Origin of the sequence: Campylobacter bilis (assembly GCF_016806695.1) — a bacterium.
Lineage (GTDB): Bacteria > Campylobacterota > Campylobacteria > Campylobacterales > Campylobacteraceae > Campylobacter_D > Campylobacter_D bilis.
Genome location: NZ_WUED01000002.1, coordinates 112215 through 130881 on the forward strand (window position 1 = coordinate 112215; position 18667 = coordinate 130881).

Genomic DNA, 18667 nt, shown 5'->3' on the forward strand with positions numbered 1-18667 from the left:
ATGGAACTTTTAAGAGCGGAAAATATTGGGCATAGTTTTGATTATCCGCTCTTTGATAATTTAAATTTACATTTAAATGCGAAAGATTGTGTCGCTATACAAGGCACTAGTGGTTGCGGTAAATCTACTCTTTTACACATACTTTCTTCTTTATTACGTCCAAAAAAAGGTGAGGTTTTTTTTAAAGGTTGCAATCTTTATCAAGTCAGCGATAATGAAAGAATTAAAATTCGTCGTTATGATTTTGGGATTATTTTTCAAACGCATTATTTATTTAAAGGCTTTTCTACTTTGGAGAATGTCGAACTTGCTAGCGTTTTATCAGGAGAAAGTTTGGATGAGGGAATTTTAAAAAATTTAGGCATTGATAAACTTCTAAATCAAAAAATAAGCAAATTAAGCGGAGGACAACAACAACGTGTTAGTATTGCACGTGTACTTTGTAAAAAACCAAAACTTATTTTTGCAGATGAAGCTACGGGAAATTTGGATTTTGAAAACGCACAAAATGTGATAGAACTTTTAATTTCTTATGTTAAAGAAAATAATGCAGCTTTATTTTTTGTTACTCATGATAGTAAGCTTGCAAGTTTTTGTGATAAAACCTATACTATAAACACTCATGGAATTTATTAATTATTTAGGTGATAAAAATGTTGTAACTTTTATGTTGCTTTTTGCTAGAATGAGTGGTCTTATGGTTTTTTTTCCTTTCTTCTCACATAATTCTATTCCTGTGATAATCAAAAGTACTTTAGTTCTTTTTTTAACTATTTATTTATATCCTTTGGCAAAGCTAGAGTCTTTACATTTGGATAGTTTTTTTATTTTACAGCTTATTAGTGAAGTGGTTTTTGGGATGATAGCTGGACTTATGCTACAAATCATTTTTGTTATTCTTATGATGGCGGGTGAGCAAATCGCATTTACTATGGGTTTTACTATAGCAAATGTATTAGATCCAAGTTTAGGTATTGCTATGCCTATTACAGCACAAATTTTAAATTTATTGGCTTTGATATTTTTTCTTGCTTTTGATGGGCATCATTTAATGCTTTTATTTTTAAGCCATTCTTTAGGATACATTAATTTAGGCGGGTTTTATTTGCATGAAAATTTAATGCATTATTTAAATATAGGTATGTTAAATATTTTTATTATAGGTTTTACTATGAGTTTTCCTATACTTGCGATTTCGCTTTTAGCGGACGTTGTTTTTGGAATTTTGATGAAAACTATGCCACAATTTAATCTTTTAGTAATTGGATATCCTGTAAAAATTGCCATAGGTTTTGTAGTTTTGATGGCTATTTTGCTTGTGATGATGCAATATTTTAAGAATTTAATTTTAGAAGTTTTAACACATATGCAAACTCTTTTTTTTTCCTAAGGAAAGGATAAATGAAATTATCGTAAAATGATAATTATTTTTCAAGGATTAAAGTGATGAAAATTTTACTTTTAAATGAAAACCCTGTAGTTTCAAGGCTTGTGAGTTTGAGTGCAAAAAAAATGTCTTGTGATTTTGAAGAGCTTGATGCTTATAATGAAAATTTATCCCATTATGATGTCATTGTTGTAGATAGTGATACTCCTGCACCTTTAAAGATTCTTAAAGAAAAATGTGAAAGATTGATTTTTTTAGCTCCACGTAATCAAGATATAGATCTTGATGTGCAAATTTTGCAAAAACCTTTTTTACCTACAGATTTTTTAAATTTGTTTAATGATCAAGATGTTAAAGAACCTGACTTAGTGCAATCTTTAGTTTTAAATAATGATGAAAATTCTCATATTGATGATGATTTATCAGCTGATTTAAATTTAGATGATACGCTTGATGATGATAGCTTAAATATAAATTCAGACAATGATTTAGAAGACTTAAGTTTAAATGATAAGATTGAAGAAGAAAGTCTTGTTGATGGAGAAAAAACTCAAATACTACAAGATCATCACACAGAAGAAGAACAATCTCAAGATCAAAACAAGCCTAATTTAGAAGAAAAATTACATACTATAGAAAATGAAGAAGAACTTGCAAAAGATCATGAATTAAAAACTCCATTAGATCCTAATTTAGATGAAATTTCTGTTGAAGAACAAGAAAAAGAAATGAGTTTTGACGATATTCCTGAGGATGCTGAATTTTTAGGTCAAGCAAAAGAAGATGAAAATTTACAAGAAACTACAGAGGAATTTGATCCTGTTGTAGAAGAACAGATACAAGAACAAATACAAGATTTTGCTTCTAATTTAAGCACTCAAGATCAAATTAAAGAAGAATTAGCACAGCTTGATGAGCTTGATGATCTTAAAAATGATGATAGTAATAAAGTTTTAGAAGACTTTAAAGACGAGCCGATTTTAAATGAGGAAGAATTGCCAACTCATGATGAGGAACTTGTTGTGCCGCATTTTAATGATTTTGATGCTTTAACAGAAAGTGAGATACAAGAAGCTCTTGGGGAAGAAGTATTGGTAAAAGATGAAAAAACTCATCTTGTAAAATTGAAAAATGATGCCAATGAAGAAATAGTTAATGAGCTTAGTCAGAGTATAGCAGGAGCTATTACTTCAAGTATTAAAGGTGATGCTTTAAAAGCAGCACTTAAGGGCATGAATATGAATATAAATATAAATATTAGTTTTAATGAGGATTGAGAAATTGCAAGGTTTTATTTTGTTGGTTTCAGGTCCTAGTGGATCAGGTAAATCAACTCTTTTAAAAAAACTTTTTGATGAATTTCAAGATGAACTTTATTTTTCTATTTCTTCTACAACGCGTGCACCAAGAGAAGATGAAAAAAATGGAGTTGATTATTATTTTGTTTCCCGCGAAGAATTTCAAAAAGATATAAATAATGATTATTTTTTAGAATGGGCAAAAGTACATGAAAATTTTTATGGTACTTCTTTTAAACATACTAAAAATGCTTTATGTAAAGGAAAAATAGTTGTTTTTGATATAGATGTGCAAGGTTTTAAGATTGTAAAGGAAAAGATGCAAGATAATATCGTGTCTGTCTTTGTGACTACAAAAAATAAAGAAGAATTAAAAAAAAGACTTATTAAGCGAAATACTGATACAATAATACAACTAGAAAAAAGATTACAAAACGCTAGTAATGAGATTAAAGAGCTTTGTGAATATGATTATTTAATTATCAATGATAAAATAGAGCAAAGTTATGAAGCATTGCGAGCGATTTTAATCGCCCATAAATTTAAAACCAAAGGGCAAAATCTAGAGCAAATTCAAAATATTTGGAATGAAGGAGAATAAAATGGGTGGTTGGTCAAGTCCGAGTCATTGGTTGGTTATTTTATTAATTGTCGTATTGCTTTTTGGTGCAAAGAAAATTCCAGAACTTGCTAAAGGCTTAGGTAAGGGTATTAAGACCTTTAAAGATGAGATGAATAATGATGAAATAGCAAAAAATACTCAAAAAATTGAAGAAAAACAAAATGCCAATACTGAGTCAGCAGATGTTAACTTAGATGAAAATAAAAAAGTTTAAGGTTTAATTTTTGAAGAGTATTGTTTTTAATGAAATTAAAAAGATTTTAGAATGTGACTTTGTGCTTGAAAATCCTAAAGATAAAAATTTAGCACATTTTGCTACTCCTTTAGCTTTTTCTTTGGCCAAAGAATTAAAAAAATCTCCTGTACTTATTGCAAATGATTTGGCAAGTAAATTTGCTAATCATGTTTGTTTTGAGAGTGTTCAAGCTGTAAATGGGTATTTGAATTTTAAAATTTCAAAAGCTTTTTTAAATAAATTAGCAACTAAGGCTTTAAAACAGCCTAATGCTTTTACCAAAGGAGAAAAAAAGCAAGAAAGTTTCTTGCTTGAGTATGTGAGTGCAAATCCTACAGGACCCTTGCATATAGGGCATGCAAGGGGTGCTGTTTTTGGAGATACTTTAGCAAGACTTGCAAGACATTTAGGCTATAGATTTGATACGGAATATTATGTTAATGATGCGGGCAATCAGATTTATTTATTAGGCCTTTCTGTTTTGCTTAGTGTTAAGGAAAATATTTTAAAAGAAAAAGTCAATTATCCTGAACAATACTATAAAGGCAGATATATTGTTGATTTAGCTAAGGAGGCTTTTGAGAAATTTGGTGAACAATTTTTTAGCCAAGAGAATATAGCTGCGTTAGCTTCTTGGGCAAAAGACAAGATGCTTTTTTTAATTAAAAAAAATTTAGAACAAGCAAAGATTAAAATCGATACTTATGCTAATGAAAGTTCGTATTATGATGCTTTAAATGCAACTTTAAATTCTTTAAAAGAGCACAAAGGTATTTATGAAAAAGAAGGCAAAATTTGGCTTGCGTCTTCGCAAAAAGGCGATGAAAAGGATCGTGTGATTATCCGCGAGGATGGAAGAGGGACTTATTTAGCAGCTGACATTGTTTATCATAAAGATAAAATGAGTCGTTCTTATGATAAGTGTATTAATATTTGGGGTGCTGATCATCATGGATATATTTTTAGGATAAAAGCAGCAATGGAATTTTTGGGTTTTAATCCTGATAATCTTGAGATTATTTTAGCACAAATGGTTTCTTTGCTTAAGGATGGAGAACCTTATAAAATGAGTAAAAGAGCAGGCAATTTTATTTTGATGAGTGATGTAATAGAAGAAATAGGAAGCGATGCTTTGCGTTATATTTTCTTAAGTAAAAAATGCGATACACATTTAGAATTTGATATAAGCGATTTGCAAAAACAAGATAATTCCAATCCTGTATATTATATTAATTATGCGCATGCTAGAATTCATCAAGTATTTGCCAAAGCGGGTAAAAAGATAGATGATGTTATTGATGCTAATTTACAAAGTTTAAATCAAGATGGGGTTAATTTACTGTTTGAAGCTTTGAATTTAAAAACTATTTTAAATGATGCTTTTGAAGCAAGAGCTTTACAAAAAATTCCTGATTATCTTAAAAATTTAGCTGCAAGTTTTCATAAGTTTTATAATGAAAATAAAGTTATAGGTTCTATTAATGAAAATGATTTGCTTAAACTCTTTGCTTTAATCGCCCTTAGTATTAAAACTGCATTTGCTTTAATGGGTATTGAAGCAAAAGATAAAATGGAGCATTAAATTTCATAAATTTTTACTGTTTTTAATAATGGAGTAAAAATACTGCTATGATTGTAATGACAATGCCTAAAATTCCTATTTTATTTAATTTTTCTTTGTATAAAATCCAGCCTCCAAGGCAAGTCCCTAAGATTCCTATTGCACCCCAGGTTGAATAAGCAATGCTTAAAGGTGCATATTTTAAAGAAAAAGAAAGTAAAAAGAATGCTAATATAGCATGAATGATTGCAGCTACGCCCCAAATTTTGTATTTAAAACCATGAGATTTTTTTAATAATAAATTAGCCACTATATCCAAGAATGCTGATAATATTATAAATATAATATACATTATTCTTTCACCTCACCAATATTTATCATAATAATGCCTATAATAGCAAGGGTGATACCTATGATTTGCATTAAACTTAAGCTTTCTTTAAACACAATAAAGGAGATTAAAAGTATGAAAATAATACCTAGAAGTTCCCAAATGGCATAGGCAATTCCTACTTGAATTTTTTTAATCGCTTTACCCATAAAAAAATAAGAAAAAGCTATAAATAAAGTCATGAAAATATAGCCTAAAATTTGATTTTCTATTTTTAAAAAACTAGTACCTAAAACTTCAAATGCTATAGCAGCAATTAAAAAAAGCCAAGCCATAAAAAGTTCTTTTTTTGCAATATCCAAAAATTCTCCTTAATTAAAATCGCAAAATCATACCATTTAAAGCTTTAATTAGTCTTTTTAGTTTATACTTTATAAATTTAAAATCTTTAAAAGAAAGTGAGAATTTATGGGACGAGCATTTGAGTACCGAAGAGCTTCTAAAGAGGCTAGATGGGATAAAATGAGTAAGCTTTTTCCTAAGCTTGCTAAGGCCATACAAGTAGCTTGCAAAGAAGGTGGGATAGACCCTGATATGAATCCTAAATTAAGAAGTGCTATAGCTACTGCAAAGGCAAATAATATGCCCAAGGACAATATAGAAGCAGCCATAAAACGTGCTAGTGGTAAAGATAATGTTGATATTAAAAACATTTATTATGAAGGTAAGGCACCCCATGGAGCCTTAGTTATAGTTGAGTGTATGACGGATAATTCTACTAGAACTGTGGCTAATGTCAAAGCTATTTTTAGTAAAAATGGGGGAGAGGTTTTGCAAAATGGGTCTTTAGGCTTTATGTTTTCTAAAAAAGCAGTTTTTCATCTTGAGAAATTCGGAGGAGATTTAGAGCAATTGGAGCTTGATTTAATAGATGCTGGTCTTGAAGAATTAGAACAAAATGAAGAGGAATTGGTAATTTTTGGTGATTATACAGCTTTTGGTGAGCTTAGTTGTGCTATAGAAGCTAAAGGCTTAATTCTTAAGAAGGCAGGGCTTGAATACATACCAAATAATCCTGTAAAATTTAGTGAAGAACAGCTTAATGATATAGAAAAACTTCTTGATAAATTAGAAGAAGAAGATGATGTCCAAGCTGTTTATACAAATATAGATTAAGGAGAAAATATGATAAAAACAATAGATACAAGCAAGGTAAATGAGTATAAATTTGCACTTATAAAAACTGAAAAAGGCACGATGAAATTAGAACTTTTAGGCGATGAAGCGCCTCAAACGGTTTGTAATTTTGCAAATTTAGCTAAGGAAGGATTTTATAAAGATTTGACTTTTCATCGTGTGATTCCTAATTTTGTCATACAAGGAGGTTGTCCTCATGGCAATGGTATAGGAGGGCCTGGATATGAGATTGTATGTGAGTGTGATGGACAAAGGCATAAGCATCAACGCGGCACTTTATCTATGGCACATGCAGGACGTGATACAGGGGGATCTCAATTTTTTATTTGTCATAGTGTACAACCTCATTTAGATGGCGTGCATACTGTTTTTGGGCAAATTAGTTTAGACAATAAAGAAAGTTTAGAAGTTTTAGATTCTATACGTCAAGGAGATAAAATCTTAGAAATAACAATTTGTGATAAAATTTAAATTTTTAGAATTTTATCCAATTTGCAATATTTGCAAAGCTTCTTTTTAATTTAAATATTTAAAAATGATTAACGTATAATTTTTTTTTAAACTTTTTTTTCTATAATCATAATTTTATTTTAATAAATATATAAAGTTAGAAGGAGTTACGATTATGAAAACTAAGTTTTCACTTATTTTAAGTGCTTTTCTTGTTTCATCATCACTTTTTGCTAAAAATGCTGATGATGAGATTACTAAGCTTCAAAAGCAGCTTGCACAAATCCAAGCTGAACTTCAAGAAATCAAAAAAGAAAGAGAAGTTCAAGCTAAACAAAATGAAGCCATAAAGGCTGAAATTGCTGATCTTAATAACAGGGCTGATGAAACAGAATTTCAAGCAGCTTTAAGCAAGGTTAAATTCGGTCTTGAGTTTTCAACCGCGGTTTCAAACAATAATTATAAAGTTGATAAACAAGATTATAGCGTTAATAATAAATGGATGAATGAACTTCATTTAAATATGAATGCTGATATTAATGAGAAGACTAAATTTTATGGTCGTTTGTCTATGGCTAAAAATTGGTCTCAAATGGCTTGGTCAGGAACACCTTATGATTTAGATGCAGGTAGGAATACAAAAAGTAGTGGTCCTGCACTTTATGTAGATAGGGCTTATCTTGATTATTATATTACACCTGAGTGGATTGCAACTGTAGGAAGACAGCCAGGTACAGATGGTCCAGGAAGTAATCTTAGAAACAATGCTTTAAGACAATCAACCTATCCTGTATTGACAATCAATGCTTTAGGTGATGCTGCGGTGCTTACTTACAAACCTGAAAGTTTGCAAGATCATAAAGTGGCTATACGTGCAGCTTATGGTAAAACTTATCAATGGGATAAAGATGGCAAGATTAGAGATTGGATGAGTGATCAAAAAGATGCCGATGCTAATCTTTATTATGCTGCAATAGAAGGAGAGCTTCCTATAGAAGGCATGGGAGATAATCTTGTTATTTTTAATATAGCTCATATGACTGATTTTTCATTGCCAATTCCTGGAACTAATAATCCTTTATTCCCTATTGATGATGATGGGGTGGTTAATTTAGGTAATTTCACTTTAGCAAATGCACATTTTGAAAATTATAATGCTTTTGGGACACATTTTAATTGGTTTGTTTCTTTAGGATATTCTAATGGGAATAATAATGAGATAAATCCTATATTAAGTAAAGTTCTTGCAGCAAAAGGCTATGGAGAGGGTAAATTCAATGAAAAAAGCGGCTATGCTATTCATATAGGTGGGCGTTATGATTTTACTAAAGCTTTAAAAGTAGGGTATGAATTTTTCTGGGGAAGCAGATATTGGTACACTATGAGTCGCCCAAGTATCAATGATCCACTAAATATAAGAATGACAAGAGGGACAGCTCATGATTTTTATGCAATTTATCAAGTTGATAGGTATCAATTTTTACGTTTAAGCTATACAAATATCCAAAATATTTGGAGTAATCGTGGTTTGCCATTTGGTGGTGCGAAAAAAGATAAAGCAAGAGCCGATAATATTATGTTGATGTATAATGTAAAATTCTAAGGATCAAAAAATGAGAAAGATACTTTTTGCAAGTTTATTACCTATTATCGTTTTGGCTGATTGTGCGAGTTTAATGACAAAATATGAAGCACCAGAACCTGAATCAAAAACTATGAAACAAGTTGAACGTTGGATTGATAAAAAAGTTAGTGATCCTGCTGATGCAGCACTTTTAAAAGAGTGTATGATAGCTCGTGCAGCGGATAATCCAAATCAGGTTTCAGTTGCAGGTAAATAAAAGCGGTTTTATACCGCTTTTAAGCTCTTATATTTTTTCTTCTAATATGCAAGAAATCATCCATTTTATACTTGAAACTGCCAGTGCTTGGGGGTATTGGGGGGGGGTATTATTATTTTAATGGCTTTAGAAAGCTGTTTTATACCTTTTCCAAGTGAACTTGTGATGATACCTGCGGGATATTTAGCTTATAAAAAAGATTTTAACCTTGTTTTGTGTATACTTAGTGGGACTTTAGGTTCGGTTTTGGGAGCTTTGATAAATTATTATCTTTGCTTTTTTTGGGGTAGGAGTTTTGTTTTAAAATGGGGTAAATATTTTGGCATCACTCAGCTACGATTTGAACAATTTGAAATGTTTTTTAATAAGCATGGGGAAAATTTCTACTTTTATTTGCCGTCTTTTACCAGGAATCCGTCAATATATTTCAATGCCAGCGGGTTTGAGTAAAATGAAGCTTGTAAATTTTATATTTTTTACAGCATTAGGCAGTTTAATTTGGGTGGGTATACTTGTACTTTTAGGCTATTATATAGGACAAAATGAAGAGTTGATTAAGGCTTGCTTAAGTCAAATTTTTATTATTGTTATTATTTTTGTAATCTTTGCAATTTTAATTTATATAAAGATAAAAAAGTTTTTTTATAAAATTTGATTGATTTAAATTGTATTATTTGTTTTGATATCTTTTATTTTAAAATTTGTTATAATTATGGCAAATTCAATGAAAGATCATAAAATGCAAAAACCTGATATACAAAGATTGACTGATTTTTTGATTAAATATACTAAAACCTTATTGAGTGCTGGAACTTATACAGCTAGGGTTGCAAAATGTGTAAGTCGTATAGCCAAGGTTTATGGCTATGAGATAAATATCAATTTCTTTTTTCATTATATGACTTTAAATGTTGTTGATAAGCAAGATAATTCTATTCAAAGAACTTATATTATACCCAACCATCATGCTTATGTTAATTTTAGGCTTATTTTTGATTTAAGTGCTTTAAGTTGAGCTATATATGATCATAAATATGAATTTGAGAAAGCTAAAATAGTCTTTGAGAAAATTTCTGAACAAAAAAAGCATTCTTACTTACTTAATCTTTTGTTTGTTTCTATGGCAAACTCTGCTTTTGCAGGCTTTTTGGAGGAGATTTTGGTGCAGGAGTTTTGGTTTTTTTCGTTACTTTAATAGGATTGATTTTAAGATTTGTATTGACAAAAGCTAAGATAGATTTAAGAATTTAATACATTCTTTGTTCTTTTGCTTCTTCTTGGCTTGTGTTTTTTGGGCTTGATATGGAATATACTAGTACTTCTGACGTGGCTTTGGGTTCTAGTATTTTATATCTTATACCAGGGGTATTTTTTATTAATTCTATTATTGATATATTAAAGATCATATTTTAATGGGTTTGAGTCGTATTATTAGTGTGGCTATTCTTGTTTGTTGTATAGCACTTGGAATTTATATGACTCTTAGTATTTCTAATTTTGAGATTTTACAATGATGGAAGTTGTTTTAAAAGATATGTTTTTTGCGGCTGTGGCGGGATTTGGTTTTTCTTATGCTTGCAATCCTCCTTAAAAACACTTATTTTGTCTGCATTTTTAGCAGCTATTGCTCATGGATTGCGTTTTGTTTTAATAGAATATTTTTATTTTCAAACTTTGGCTATTGCTGCTTTTGTGGCTTCTTTTTATATTGGTTGTTTAGGGATTGGCTTGGCAAAAATTATTAAAATTCCAGCTGAAATTATTGTTTTTCCTGTACTCATTCCTATGATACCAGGAATTTATGCTTATAAGGCGATTTTATATTTGATTTCTTTCATACGGAGTGATGATTTAAAAGCTAAGTCTGAGTTTTTGGTGCAATTTTTTGATTATTTTTTTACTACACTTTCTATTACTTTAGCTTTGGCTATAGGAGTGAGTGTTACTTTGCTGATCTTTTTTGAACAAAATTCTATGATGAGTAGGCATACAAAAAAACATTAAAATTTATTATTAAATTGTTTAATATTTATTTTTATAATTTCATATAAAAATAAAGAGGTGTTTAATGCTATGTCCAGTTTGTAATATAGATTTAATGATGAGTGAAAGAAATGGGGTTGAGATTGATTATTGTCCAAAATGTCGTGGTGTATGGCTTGATCGTGGAGAACTTGATAAGATTATAGAGCGTAATAAAGATTTTAATTTTTCTTCAAAACAAGAGTCAAAAGCTAGAGATTTTACTGATTATGAACACAAAAATTATTATAAAAAGAAAAAGAAAGAAAGTTGGCTAGGAGAACTTTTTGATTTTTAATTTTTAAAAAAGTAAATAATTTATATGCTTTTTAGCTTAATATCTTAAAATATCAAGCAAAAAGGATATAAAATGTATCAATTTTTATCGCACCAGCCTTTAAGCAATAAAGCTTCTCATTATAAACACACAGAATGCAAGCATCATCATTCTCATACCGATGCTAGAAGTGTAGATAAAAAGATTTTGAAAATTTCTCTTTTGATAACTTTTTCAATGATGCTAGTACAATTTGTTTACTCTATCTTTTCTAATTCTTTAGCGCTTTTAAGCGATACTTTGCACATGTTTTCAGATGTATTTGCCTTAGCACTTAGTTTTTTAGCTATTTTAGCTGTGGAAAAATGGCAAGATCATCAAAAAACTTTTGGTTATTTTCGTCTTGAAGTTTTAGTGGCTTTTATTAATGCTTTAACTATTATTTTATCAGCTTTATTTATCATTTATGAGGCTATAGAAAAATTCATTTATCCTAAAGAAATAGATGCTAAAACTATGATTATAGTAGCTATTTTGGGTTTTATTGTAAATGGTATTAATGCTTGGATGATGTTTAAAGGTGCGAATTTAGAAAATGTGAATATGAAATCAGCCTTTTTGCATATGATGAGTGATTTGCTTGGATCTTTGGTTGTGATTATAGGTGGGATAATAGTTTATTTTAGTGGTATTGTTTATATTGATACGATTTTAGCTATTATTTTATCGCTTTTACTTTTAAGATGGGCTATTATTTTACTTAAGCAAAGCACTAATGTTTTGCTTGAAAGTTCTCCTGTGGATGTAGAAAAAGTCAGGCAAGTTTTGCTTTTAAATCCCAATGTGGATGAGGTGGTGGATTTGCATATCACTCAAATTACAAATAAAATGTTGGTTGCTTGTATGCATCTAAAGGTCAAACTTGAAGATCTTAAAGAATTTGAAAAATTATCTCAGGATTTATCATATAAGCTTTTGCATGAATTTGAAATTGGACATATTACTATACAACCTATAAGGAGTGAAAATGAAATTTAGAGTTAAAAATGTAAATTGTGCAAGTTGTGTGAATTTGATTAAAAATTCTCTCGAAGAGGAATTTGGAAATATAGAAGTGGATTTAGAGTCTAAGATTTTAACACTTGATTTAAAAGAAGATCAAATGCGTGATTTTTCAAAAGAATTTCAAGATTTGGGATTTGAGATTGTAGAGCGTTTGTGATGGAAGAATTACGTCTTAAAATAGGGAAAATGACTTGTGTGAATTGCTCTAATGCTATAGAAAGAGCATGTAAAAAACTTGATGGTGTTGAAGATGCTAGTGTTTCTTATGTCAATTCTAGTGGTGTTTTTTTGCTTAAAGATATGCAAAAACGTAAAGACATTATAGCAAAGATCGAAAATTTAGGTTTTGAAATCCTAGAGGATGAACAAAGTTTGATTGAATATAAGATAAAAAAGCACTTACAATTAAGGAAAAATTTGCTTTTAAGTGTAGTTTTAGGTACTATAATCATGTATTTTGAAATGTTTGTAAAAAATTCTTTTTCGCAAAATATCCAAATGCTTTTGAGTGTTTTTGGGATATTTTATTGTGGTAGGGATTTTTTCTTTCATGCTTTTTTAGGGATTAAAAATAAACATTTAGATATGAATACCTTGGTAGCTTTAGGAACTTTGAGTGCTTTTGTGTATTCTTTTTTGGTGTATTTAGGAATTTTTAATGCAAAGGATCTTTATTTTAGTGGTGCGATGATGATTATTATCTTTGTGCTTTTGGGAAGATATTTTGAGAGTAAGGCAAAATTAAAAGCACAAAAATATCAAGACGCGCTTGAGAAAATCGATACAAAAAAAGCAAGAATTTTGCTTGAAAATGAAGAGATTAAAGAAATTCCAAGTTCTTTTGTTAAAAGTTCGGATGTGCTTTTGGTTAAAGAAGGGGAGAGTATTATTGTAGATGGTTTGGTGCTTAAAGGCAGTGCAGAGCTTGATATGAGTTTTTTAAATGGAGAGTTTTTGCCTGTTTTAAAGCAAGAAGGCGATGAGGTTCAAGCAGGTTCTATTGTTTTAAATGGTGCTTTAAAGATTAAGGCGAGTAAAAAAGCTATGGATAGCACCTTGGAACAGATTAAAAATTTGGTTTTTCAAGCAAGCAAGATGAAAAGCCCCTTAGCTGATTTAGCCGATCAAATTTCAAAATATTTTGTCGCAAGTATTATTGTTTTTGCTTTTTTGGTTTTTATTTTTTGGTTTATAAAAGCAGATCTTAATGCTTCTTTTTTGCATGCTTGTGCTGTGCTTTTAATTTCTTGTCCTTGCGCTTTAGGTCTTGCAACCCCTCTTGCTTTAGTAGTGGCAAGCTCAAGTGCAGCAAGAAACTTTGTGCTTGTTAAAAATCTTTCTGCTTTAGAAAGATTGGCTTTGATAAAATGCGTTGTTTTTGATAAAACAGGTACATTGACCAAAGCAAAATTAAGCATTTTAAAGCATAATCTCACCAAAGATGATTTTGATAAATTATGCCAAATTGAAAGCTTAAGTTCTCATCCTATAGCTCAAGCTTTACACCAAAATAAAGCCTTTAAGTTAGAAGGAGAGGGCAGGGTGATTGTGGGTTGTGGTATAAAGTATAAAGAAAATAATGATGCGTATTGGGTGGGAAATGCACAGTTTTTGCATGAAAATGCTATTAAAACACAAGAAACAGATGCTTTTTTTGATTCTTTGAAAAAATACGAGGGTATTAGGGTATATTTTGCTAAAAATAAAGAATGCCTAGGGGGAGTTTTATTAAATAGTACTTTTAAAAAGGGTGCAAAAGAACTTATTTGCAAACTAAAAGATGAAAAACTTAAAACCTTTATTTTAAGCGGTGATCATGAAAAAAATGTAGAAAAGATAGCTCAAAAACTTCAAGTTGATGGTTTTTATTCTCAGGTTAAAAGTGAAGATAAATTACAAAGGATTAAATCTTATCAAAATGCCCTTTTTGTTGGTGATGGCATTAATGATGCTGCAGCTTTAGGTGCAGCCTTTGTAAGTATGAGTTTTTCAAAAGCTAATGAGCTTGCTAAAAAAACAGGAGATTTTATACTTTTAAAAGAAGATTTAAAAACTATTTTTTTTTGTTTTAAACTCGCTAAAAAAACAAGACAAATCATTAAAATGAATCTTTTTTGGGCTTTTGCTTATAATACGCTTTGTATTCCTATCGCAGCAGGTTTTGTTCCTTTTATAAGCTTAAGTCCTCCTGTGGCAGCTCTTGCAATGGGTCTTAGTTCTTTTAGCGTGGTATTAAATTCTTTAAGACTTAAAAGGGTGTAGATAAGGCTTTTAAATATCAAGCCTTAAGTCCTACACCTATGGCAAAGGCATCTGGGTTTAAAACCACTAAGGTGCTTTCGGTTAATAAACGCTTAGCCTGTCCTGTTGAAGTAATAGGGAGATCTTTAATATCTGTTGGGATAAAAAGCCCATGCTTCATAAATTCAAAATCACCCGCAATTAATACATCGCCTAAACCATATTCTGCACTTAAAAATCTGTGAAGGTGAAAATTAACTGTGCCAAAATCAGTATCAAGACTGATTATGCTTAAAGCAAATTTTTTCTCATTTGAAATAATTCTAGTAGCTATTTTATTAATAGTTCTTTTAAGCTTAGCACCTACAAACACATCTTTTGGAGTAGTCCCATTATCCCATATTGTTTGCAAGATATCATTAAGCTTATCTTCAGTTAACTCAGTAGCAGTGCCACTCCAATCTTTAGAACTATCAAAGGCTAAGACATTGCCTTTTTTGCCGTGAGTAAAAGAAGATTGTCCTTTTGCAATGTAATAAAATAAACCCGCCATTTCACCCGGGGTTGATTCTTGTGTATTTACATATTCTTTAAAAACCGATTTTTTAACATCAGAGTCTCTACCCAAACCTAGCAAAGCTATTCTATATCCATTTGGTGCTCTTTGGTACATTTAGCGACTTGATATTCCATCTCCTTACCGCCGTATTGTTTTTAGCTTTGATAATTTTCTCGCTAATAATAATTTCAGTGATAAAGGTTTGAATGGAATTTTACAAATTTTGTGACGTATTTCGGGCATACTCAAATCTGCTAATTCCTTTGTGAGCATTATGAGAAGGCTTTATAAATTCATCAGTTCTCCAAGTATGAATTATAGGACTTTCGATTTTCATAGCTTTGATCAAACTTAAAATAGGTGTTTGCTCTTGACTTGTTATATTGTTCATTATGATTTCCTTATTTTTTTTAAAAATTATTAAAAGCATTAATATTTTTAAGTTTTATATACTTAAAAATATATTTAATTTTACTTTAAGCAAAATATTTTATAATTAGAATTCCTTTCATAGTTTGATGTTATGTAATTTAAATTATATTTTTTATCATTATAACGCCTTGTATTACAATGCAAGGCGTATTTTAAAAACTATTATTCTTCAAACCTTTTAATATAATCTTTTAACTATATCAAAAAGAAAGAATTCTTTGATTATAAAATTTTTAAAATTGTATTAAAATATAATTTTAAAGTTGCTTATATAATAAAGCTTTTTATAAGAATTAATCTTGAATTTGAGGTTCTCCAAAGCAATCTTTTAAAGCTTCTTTAAGATCTTCTTGAGGATCGAATTTTTTAGAACCTTCTTTGAGTATGCTGATGGAAGATTGAATGTCTATTTTTTTATTTTCATTCTTTTGTGGTTCTTGAGTTAAAGATTGGAGTTTTTCTTCCTCTATAGTTGGGGTTTTTTGCACTTGAATAGTGGCATTTTGTCCAAATTTTGTTTTAAAAAGTTCTTGTATGAGTTTAAAGCCTTTATTAAGTGTATCACGGTGGTGTCCTTGAGCGTTTGAGCTAATGGTTAAAATATTGTTTTCAAAATTGATAAATTGCGTATTTTGTTTAAAACATTCTCCTAGATTAAAATCCCTATCGTAGATACTTTCAAGTAAAATTTCATAGGTGTTTTTTTCTGTTTTTTCTTCAAAAGCAGGGGTGTTGGAATTAAAATGAATTGTTTGAGGTGTAGGGGCGGGTAAACTTTCTTGTTTGATTTCTTGAATTTGTTCATCAATTTCTTTTAAATGGCTAGCTTCTATCATCATAAAGGCCATAACGCAAAGTGTAAAACCATCATCATCACAAAGCATGTTTTTTGATCTTGATAAAATGCGGAAAAATCTCTCATAGGTTAAAGTTGAAAATTCCATACTTTTTGCAAAAAAGCTTTCTTTTAAATAAAAAAGCATTTCATCAATGACACTTGAGGCTTCATAGTCTTGTAATTGTTCTAAATATTCAAAAACTTTTTCTTTATTTTTTGTTAAAATGGCTTGATAAAAGGCTTTAATTTTTTCAGGATTTAAAAATCCTAGCATGTCTGTGATTTTGGCTGTGGTGATTTCATTTTGGCAAAAAATAATTGCTTGATCAAGTAAAGTTAAAGTATCTCTTAAAGATCCATTGCCACTTCTTGCTATGAATTTTAAAGCTTCTTCTTCAAAGTCAACGTTTTCTTTGACGAGAATTGTCTTTAAGTGATTTAAAATTTCACTTTGTGGAATTTGTTTGAAACGAAAATGTTGAGTTCTTGAAAGCACAGTTGCGGGTAGTTTTAAAGGATCTGTGGTGGCGAGTATAAATTTCACATAGCTTGGAGGTTCTTCTAAGGTTTTTAAAAGTGCATTGGCAGCTTGAGGGGTAAGCATATGCACTTCATCGATAATAAAAATTTTAAATCTTGCCATAGAAGGAGAATATTTGGTTTGTTCGATCAAAGTTTGTATGTCTTCAAGTCCACGATTGCTAGCTGCATCCATTTCTATGATATCTATATGTTTGCCTTCAAGTGCTGCAAGACATTGTTTGCATATCCCACAAGGAGTGTCGCTTGGACCTTTATCGCAAACTAAAGCACGAGAAAAGATTCTAGCACTAGAGGTTTTTCCACTACCTCTAAGACCTGAAAAAAGATAAGCATGGGCTAAGCGATTGTGATTGAGTGCGTATTTTAAACTTGTGCTAAGAGTTTTTTGCCCTATAAGTTCATCAAAGGTTTTAGGTCGGTATTTAATCGCTAAGGCTTGAAGCATTTTTACTCATTCATAATGGATAAAAGTTCTATATTATCTTTGGTTTTGAGCATTTTAGAATATAAAAATTTTAAGGCTTCTACATCATCCATTTGAGAAATGGCTGATCGAATAGCCCAAATTTTTTGTAAGGTTGCTTCACCTTGAAGCAATTCTTCTTTTCTTGTTCCTGATTTGATGATGTTGATTGCAGGATAGATTCTTCTATCAGAAATATTTCTATCAAGGATTATTTCACTATTTCCTGTACCTTTAAATTCTTCAAAAATAACATCATCCATTCTTGATCCTGTATCGATTAATGCGGTTGCAACTATGGTTAAAGATCCGCCATTTTCGATATTTCTAGCAGCACCAAAAAAGCGTTTAGGCTTGTGCAAAGCATTTGCATCAACTCCTCCGCTTAGTACTTTGCCACTGCTTGGAGTAGCGGTATTATAAGCTCTTGCTAATCTTGTAATACTATCAAGCAAAATGATTACATCCTTGCCCATTTCTACCATTCTTTTAGCCTTTTCTATGACAAGTTCAGCCACGCGAACATGATTATAAGCAGGTAGATCAAAAGTCGAGCTAAAAACTTCGCCTTTAACGCATCTTTGCATATCTGTAACTTCTTCAGGTCTTTCATCGACTAAAAGTACGATTAAATGCATTTGAGGATGGTTTTTTGCAATAGCGGTTGCAAGCTCTTTCATGAGTTCTGTTTTTCCAGTACGAGGGGGTGCGACTATGAGTCCGCGTTGTCCTTTGCCTATAGGGGTGAAAAGATCTAAAACGCGTCCTGTAAGTTTGTTTGCATCATATTCTAGTTTGATTTTTTCTGTTGGAAAAATAGGAGTGAGATTATCAAATAAAGGCCTTTCTTTAGCTTCTTGCAAAGGAAGATAATTGATCGCTTCGATTTTTAAAAGGGCATAGTATTTTTCTTGATCTTTGGGTTCTCTTACTTGTCCTGTGACTATATCTCCTACACGTAAAGCAAATTTGCGAATTTGAGAATTAGAAACATAAGCGTCATTAACGCTATCACTAAGGTTTGAGTCCATGCCTCTTAAAAAACCATAGCCTTCTTGAGAAATTTCTAAAATTCCTGTAAACAGTATAAAACCACCTTTTTTAGTTTGTGCTTTTAAAATTTCAAATATCAACTCTTGGCGGCGGAATTCGCGTGGATTTTCAATTTCGCACTCATTGGCAATTTTAACTAGATTTTCTAAGTCTAGTAGTTTTAATTCTTCGATTTTATAGCCTTCCACTGGAGTGTGGGTTCTTTGATGTTGTTTTTTTTCTTTTTCCATAAGTCCTCGTAAGATTTGGCAG

General features: G+C 30.5%; 19 protein-coding genes and 3 pseudogenes. 17 read left to right on the plus strand and 5 right to left on the minus strand.

From position 1 onward, the window contains the following. From GRQ01_RS01375 to argS, 6 genes are read left to right on the plus strand one after another with little or no spacing between them, the layout of a single operon-like run. Nucleotides 1-636, plus strand: a complete 636-nt coding sequence (locus GRQ01_RS01375; protein ID WP_158334063.1) for an ABC transporter ATP-binding protein — start codon at nucleotides 1-3, stop codon at nucleotides 634-636. Then, nucleotides 623-1390, plus strand: a complete 768-nt coding sequence (gene fliR, locus GRQ01_RS01380; protein WP_158334064.1) for a flagellar biosynthetic protein FliR — start codon at nucleotides 623-625, stop codon at nucleotides 1388-1390. The genes GRQ01_RS01375 and fliR overlap by 14 nt, the downstream gene beginning before the upstream one ends. Nucleotides 1391-1446: 56 nt before the next feature. Beyond that, the gene (locus GRQ01_RS01385) at nucleotides 1447-2664 is read left to right on the plus strand and encodes a hypothetical protein (RefSeq protein WP_158334065.1); all 1218 of its coding nucleotides are present in this window, start codon (nucleotides 1447-1449) and stop codon (nucleotides 2662-2664) included. Next, nucleotides 2654-3286 (plus strand): guanylate kinase, encoded by a 633-nt coding sequence (gmk, locus tag GRQ01_RS01390; protein WP_158334066.1) that lies wholly within the window; start codon nucleotides 2654-2656, stop codon nucleotides 3284-3286. The genes GRQ01_RS01385 and gmk overlap by 11 nt, the downstream gene beginning before the upstream one ends. 1 nt (nucleotide 3287) lies before the next feature. Further along, a complete protein-coding gene (locus GRQ01_RS01395) occupies nucleotides 3288-3521 on the plus strand; it encodes a twin-arginine translocase TatA/TatE family subunit (RefSeq protein ID WP_158334067.1) in 234 nt (77 codons plus the stop codon). Between the two features lie 10 nt (nucleotides 3522-3531). Continuing rightward, nucleotides 3532-5124 (plus strand): arginine--tRNA ligase, encoded by a 1593-nt coding sequence (gene argS, locus GRQ01_RS01400; RefSeq protein WP_158334068.1) that lies wholly within the window; start codon nucleotides 3532-3534, stop codon nucleotides 5122-5124. A 22-nt stretch (nucleotides 5125-5146) separates the two neighbouring features. On the opposite strand, the gene GRQ01_RS01405 is transcribed toward argS, so the two are convergent. Both GRQ01_RS01405 and GRQ01_RS01410 read right to left on the minus strand, forming a co-directional pair. Next, entirely contained in the window at nucleotides 5147-5455 is a 309-nt protein-coding gene (locus GRQ01_RS01405) for a DMT family transporter (RefSeq protein ID WP_158334069.1), read from the minus strand. Further along, nucleotides 5455-5796 carry a DMT family transporter gene (locus tag GRQ01_RS01410; protein WP_158334070.1) on the minus strand — a complete coding sequence of 114 codons (342 nt, stop codon included), beginning with the start codon at nucleotides 5794-5796 and terminating at the stop codon, nucleotides 5455-5457. Before GRQ01_RS01410 ends, GRQ01_RS01405 begins: the two co-directional genes overlap by 1 nt. A gap of 106 nt (nucleotides 5797-5902) precedes the next feature. Here GRQ01_RS01410 and GRQ01_RS01415 point away from each other — a divergent pair, with 106 nt between their 5' ends. The 11 genes and pseudogenes from GRQ01_RS01415 to GRQ01_RS01465 all read left to right on the plus strand — a co-directional run bounded on the left by GRQ01_RS01415 (nucleotide 5903) and on the right by GRQ01_RS01465 (nucleotide 14548). Continuing rightward, the gene (locus GRQ01_RS01415) at nucleotides 5903-6610 is read left to right on the plus strand and encodes a YebC/PmpR family DNA-binding transcriptional regulator (RefSeq protein WP_158334071.1); all 708 of its coding nucleotides are present in this window, start codon (nucleotides 5903-5905) and stop codon (nucleotides 6608-6610) included. A gap of 9 nt (nucleotides 6611-6619) precedes the next feature. Beyond that, on the plus strand, nucleotides 6620-7102 hold the full coding sequence (locus tag GRQ01_RS01420; protein ID WP_158334072.1) for a peptidylprolyl isomerase: 483 nt from the start codon (nucleotides 6620-6622) through the stop codon (nucleotides 7100-7102). 154 nt (nucleotides 7103-7256) lie between these two features. Next, complete coding sequence (gene omp50, locus GRQ01_RS01425) at nucleotides 7257-8684, plus strand: outer membrane tyrosine kinase (protein WP_158334073.1); 1428 nt, start codon at nucleotides 7257-7259, stop codon at nucleotides 8682-8684. Nucleotides 8685-8694: 10 nt separating this feature from the next. Next, nucleotides 8695-8922 (plus strand): hypothetical protein, encoded by a 228-nt coding sequence (locus GRQ01_RS01430; protein WP_158334074.1) that lies wholly within the window; start codon nucleotides 8695-8697, stop codon nucleotides 8920-8922. A 46-nt stretch (nucleotides 8923-8968) separates the two neighbouring features. Then, nucleotides 8969-9577, plus strand: a pseudogene (locus GRQ01_RS01435) (DedA family protein). An 84-nt stretch (nucleotides 9578-9661) separates the two neighbouring features. Further along, nucleotides 9662-10436 (plus strand): annotated as a pseudogene (locus tag GRQ01_RS01440) (threonine/serine exporter family protein). Then, a pseudogene (locus GRQ01_RS01445) lies at nucleotides 10433-10926 on the plus strand (threonine/serine exporter family protein). The pseudogenes GRQ01_RS01440 and GRQ01_RS01445 overlap by 4 nt, the downstream one beginning before the upstream one ends. A gap of 64 nt (nucleotides 10927-10990) precedes the next feature. Continuing rightward, nucleotides 10991-11242, plus strand: coding sequence for a TFIIB-type zinc ribbon-containing protein (locus GRQ01_RS01450; protein ID WP_158334075.1), 252 nt, complete (start codon nucleotides 10991-10993; stop codon nucleotides 11240-11242). Nucleotides 11243-11314: 72 nt separating this feature from the next. Further along, the gene (gene czcD, locus GRQ01_RS01455) at nucleotides 11315-12259 is read left to right on the plus strand and encodes a CDF family cation-efflux transporter CzcD (RefSeq protein ID WP_158334076.1); all 945 of its coding nucleotides are present in this window, start codon (nucleotides 11315-11317) and stop codon (nucleotides 12257-12259) included. Beyond that, nucleotides 12249-12443: a heavy-metal-associated domain-containing protein gene (locus GRQ01_RS01460; protein ID WP_158334077.1), complete on the plus strand. Its 195-nt coding sequence runs from the start codon at nucleotides 12249-12251 to the stop codon at nucleotides 12441-12443. The genes czcD and GRQ01_RS01460 overlap by 11 nt, the downstream gene beginning before the upstream one ends. After that, nucleotides 12443-14548 (plus strand): heavy metal translocating P-type ATPase, encoded by a 2106-nt coding sequence (locus GRQ01_RS01465; RefSeq protein WP_158334078.1) that lies wholly within the window; start codon nucleotides 12443-12445, stop codon nucleotides 14546-14548. Before GRQ01_RS01460 ends, GRQ01_RS01465 begins: the two co-directional genes overlap by 1 nt. A gap of 16 nt (nucleotides 14549-14564) precedes the next feature. Here GRQ01_RS01465 and GRQ01_RS01470 read toward each other — a convergent pair whose 3' ends face one another. From GRQ01_RS01470 to rho, 3 genes are all read right to left on the minus strand, one after another. Further along, nucleotides 14565-15200, minus strand: coding sequence for an SU10 major capsid protein (locus tag GRQ01_RS01470; protein ID WP_158334079.1), 636 nt, complete (start codon nucleotides 15198-15200; stop codon nucleotides 14565-14567). A gap of 611 nt (nucleotides 15201-15811) precedes the next feature. Continuing rightward, nucleotides 15812-17344 (minus strand): DNA polymerase III subunit gamma/tau, encoded by a 1533-nt coding sequence (locus GRQ01_RS01475; protein WP_158334080.1) that lies wholly within the window; start codon nucleotides 17342-17344, stop codon nucleotides 15812-15814. Between the two features lie 2 nt (nucleotides 17345-17346). Next, nucleotides 17347-18645 (minus strand): transcription termination factor Rho, encoded by a 1299-nt coding sequence (gene rho / locus GRQ01_RS01480; RefSeq protein WP_158334081.1) that lies wholly within the window; start codon nucleotides 18643-18645, stop codon nucleotides 17347-17349. Nucleotides 18646-18667: the final 22 nt, after the last annotated feature.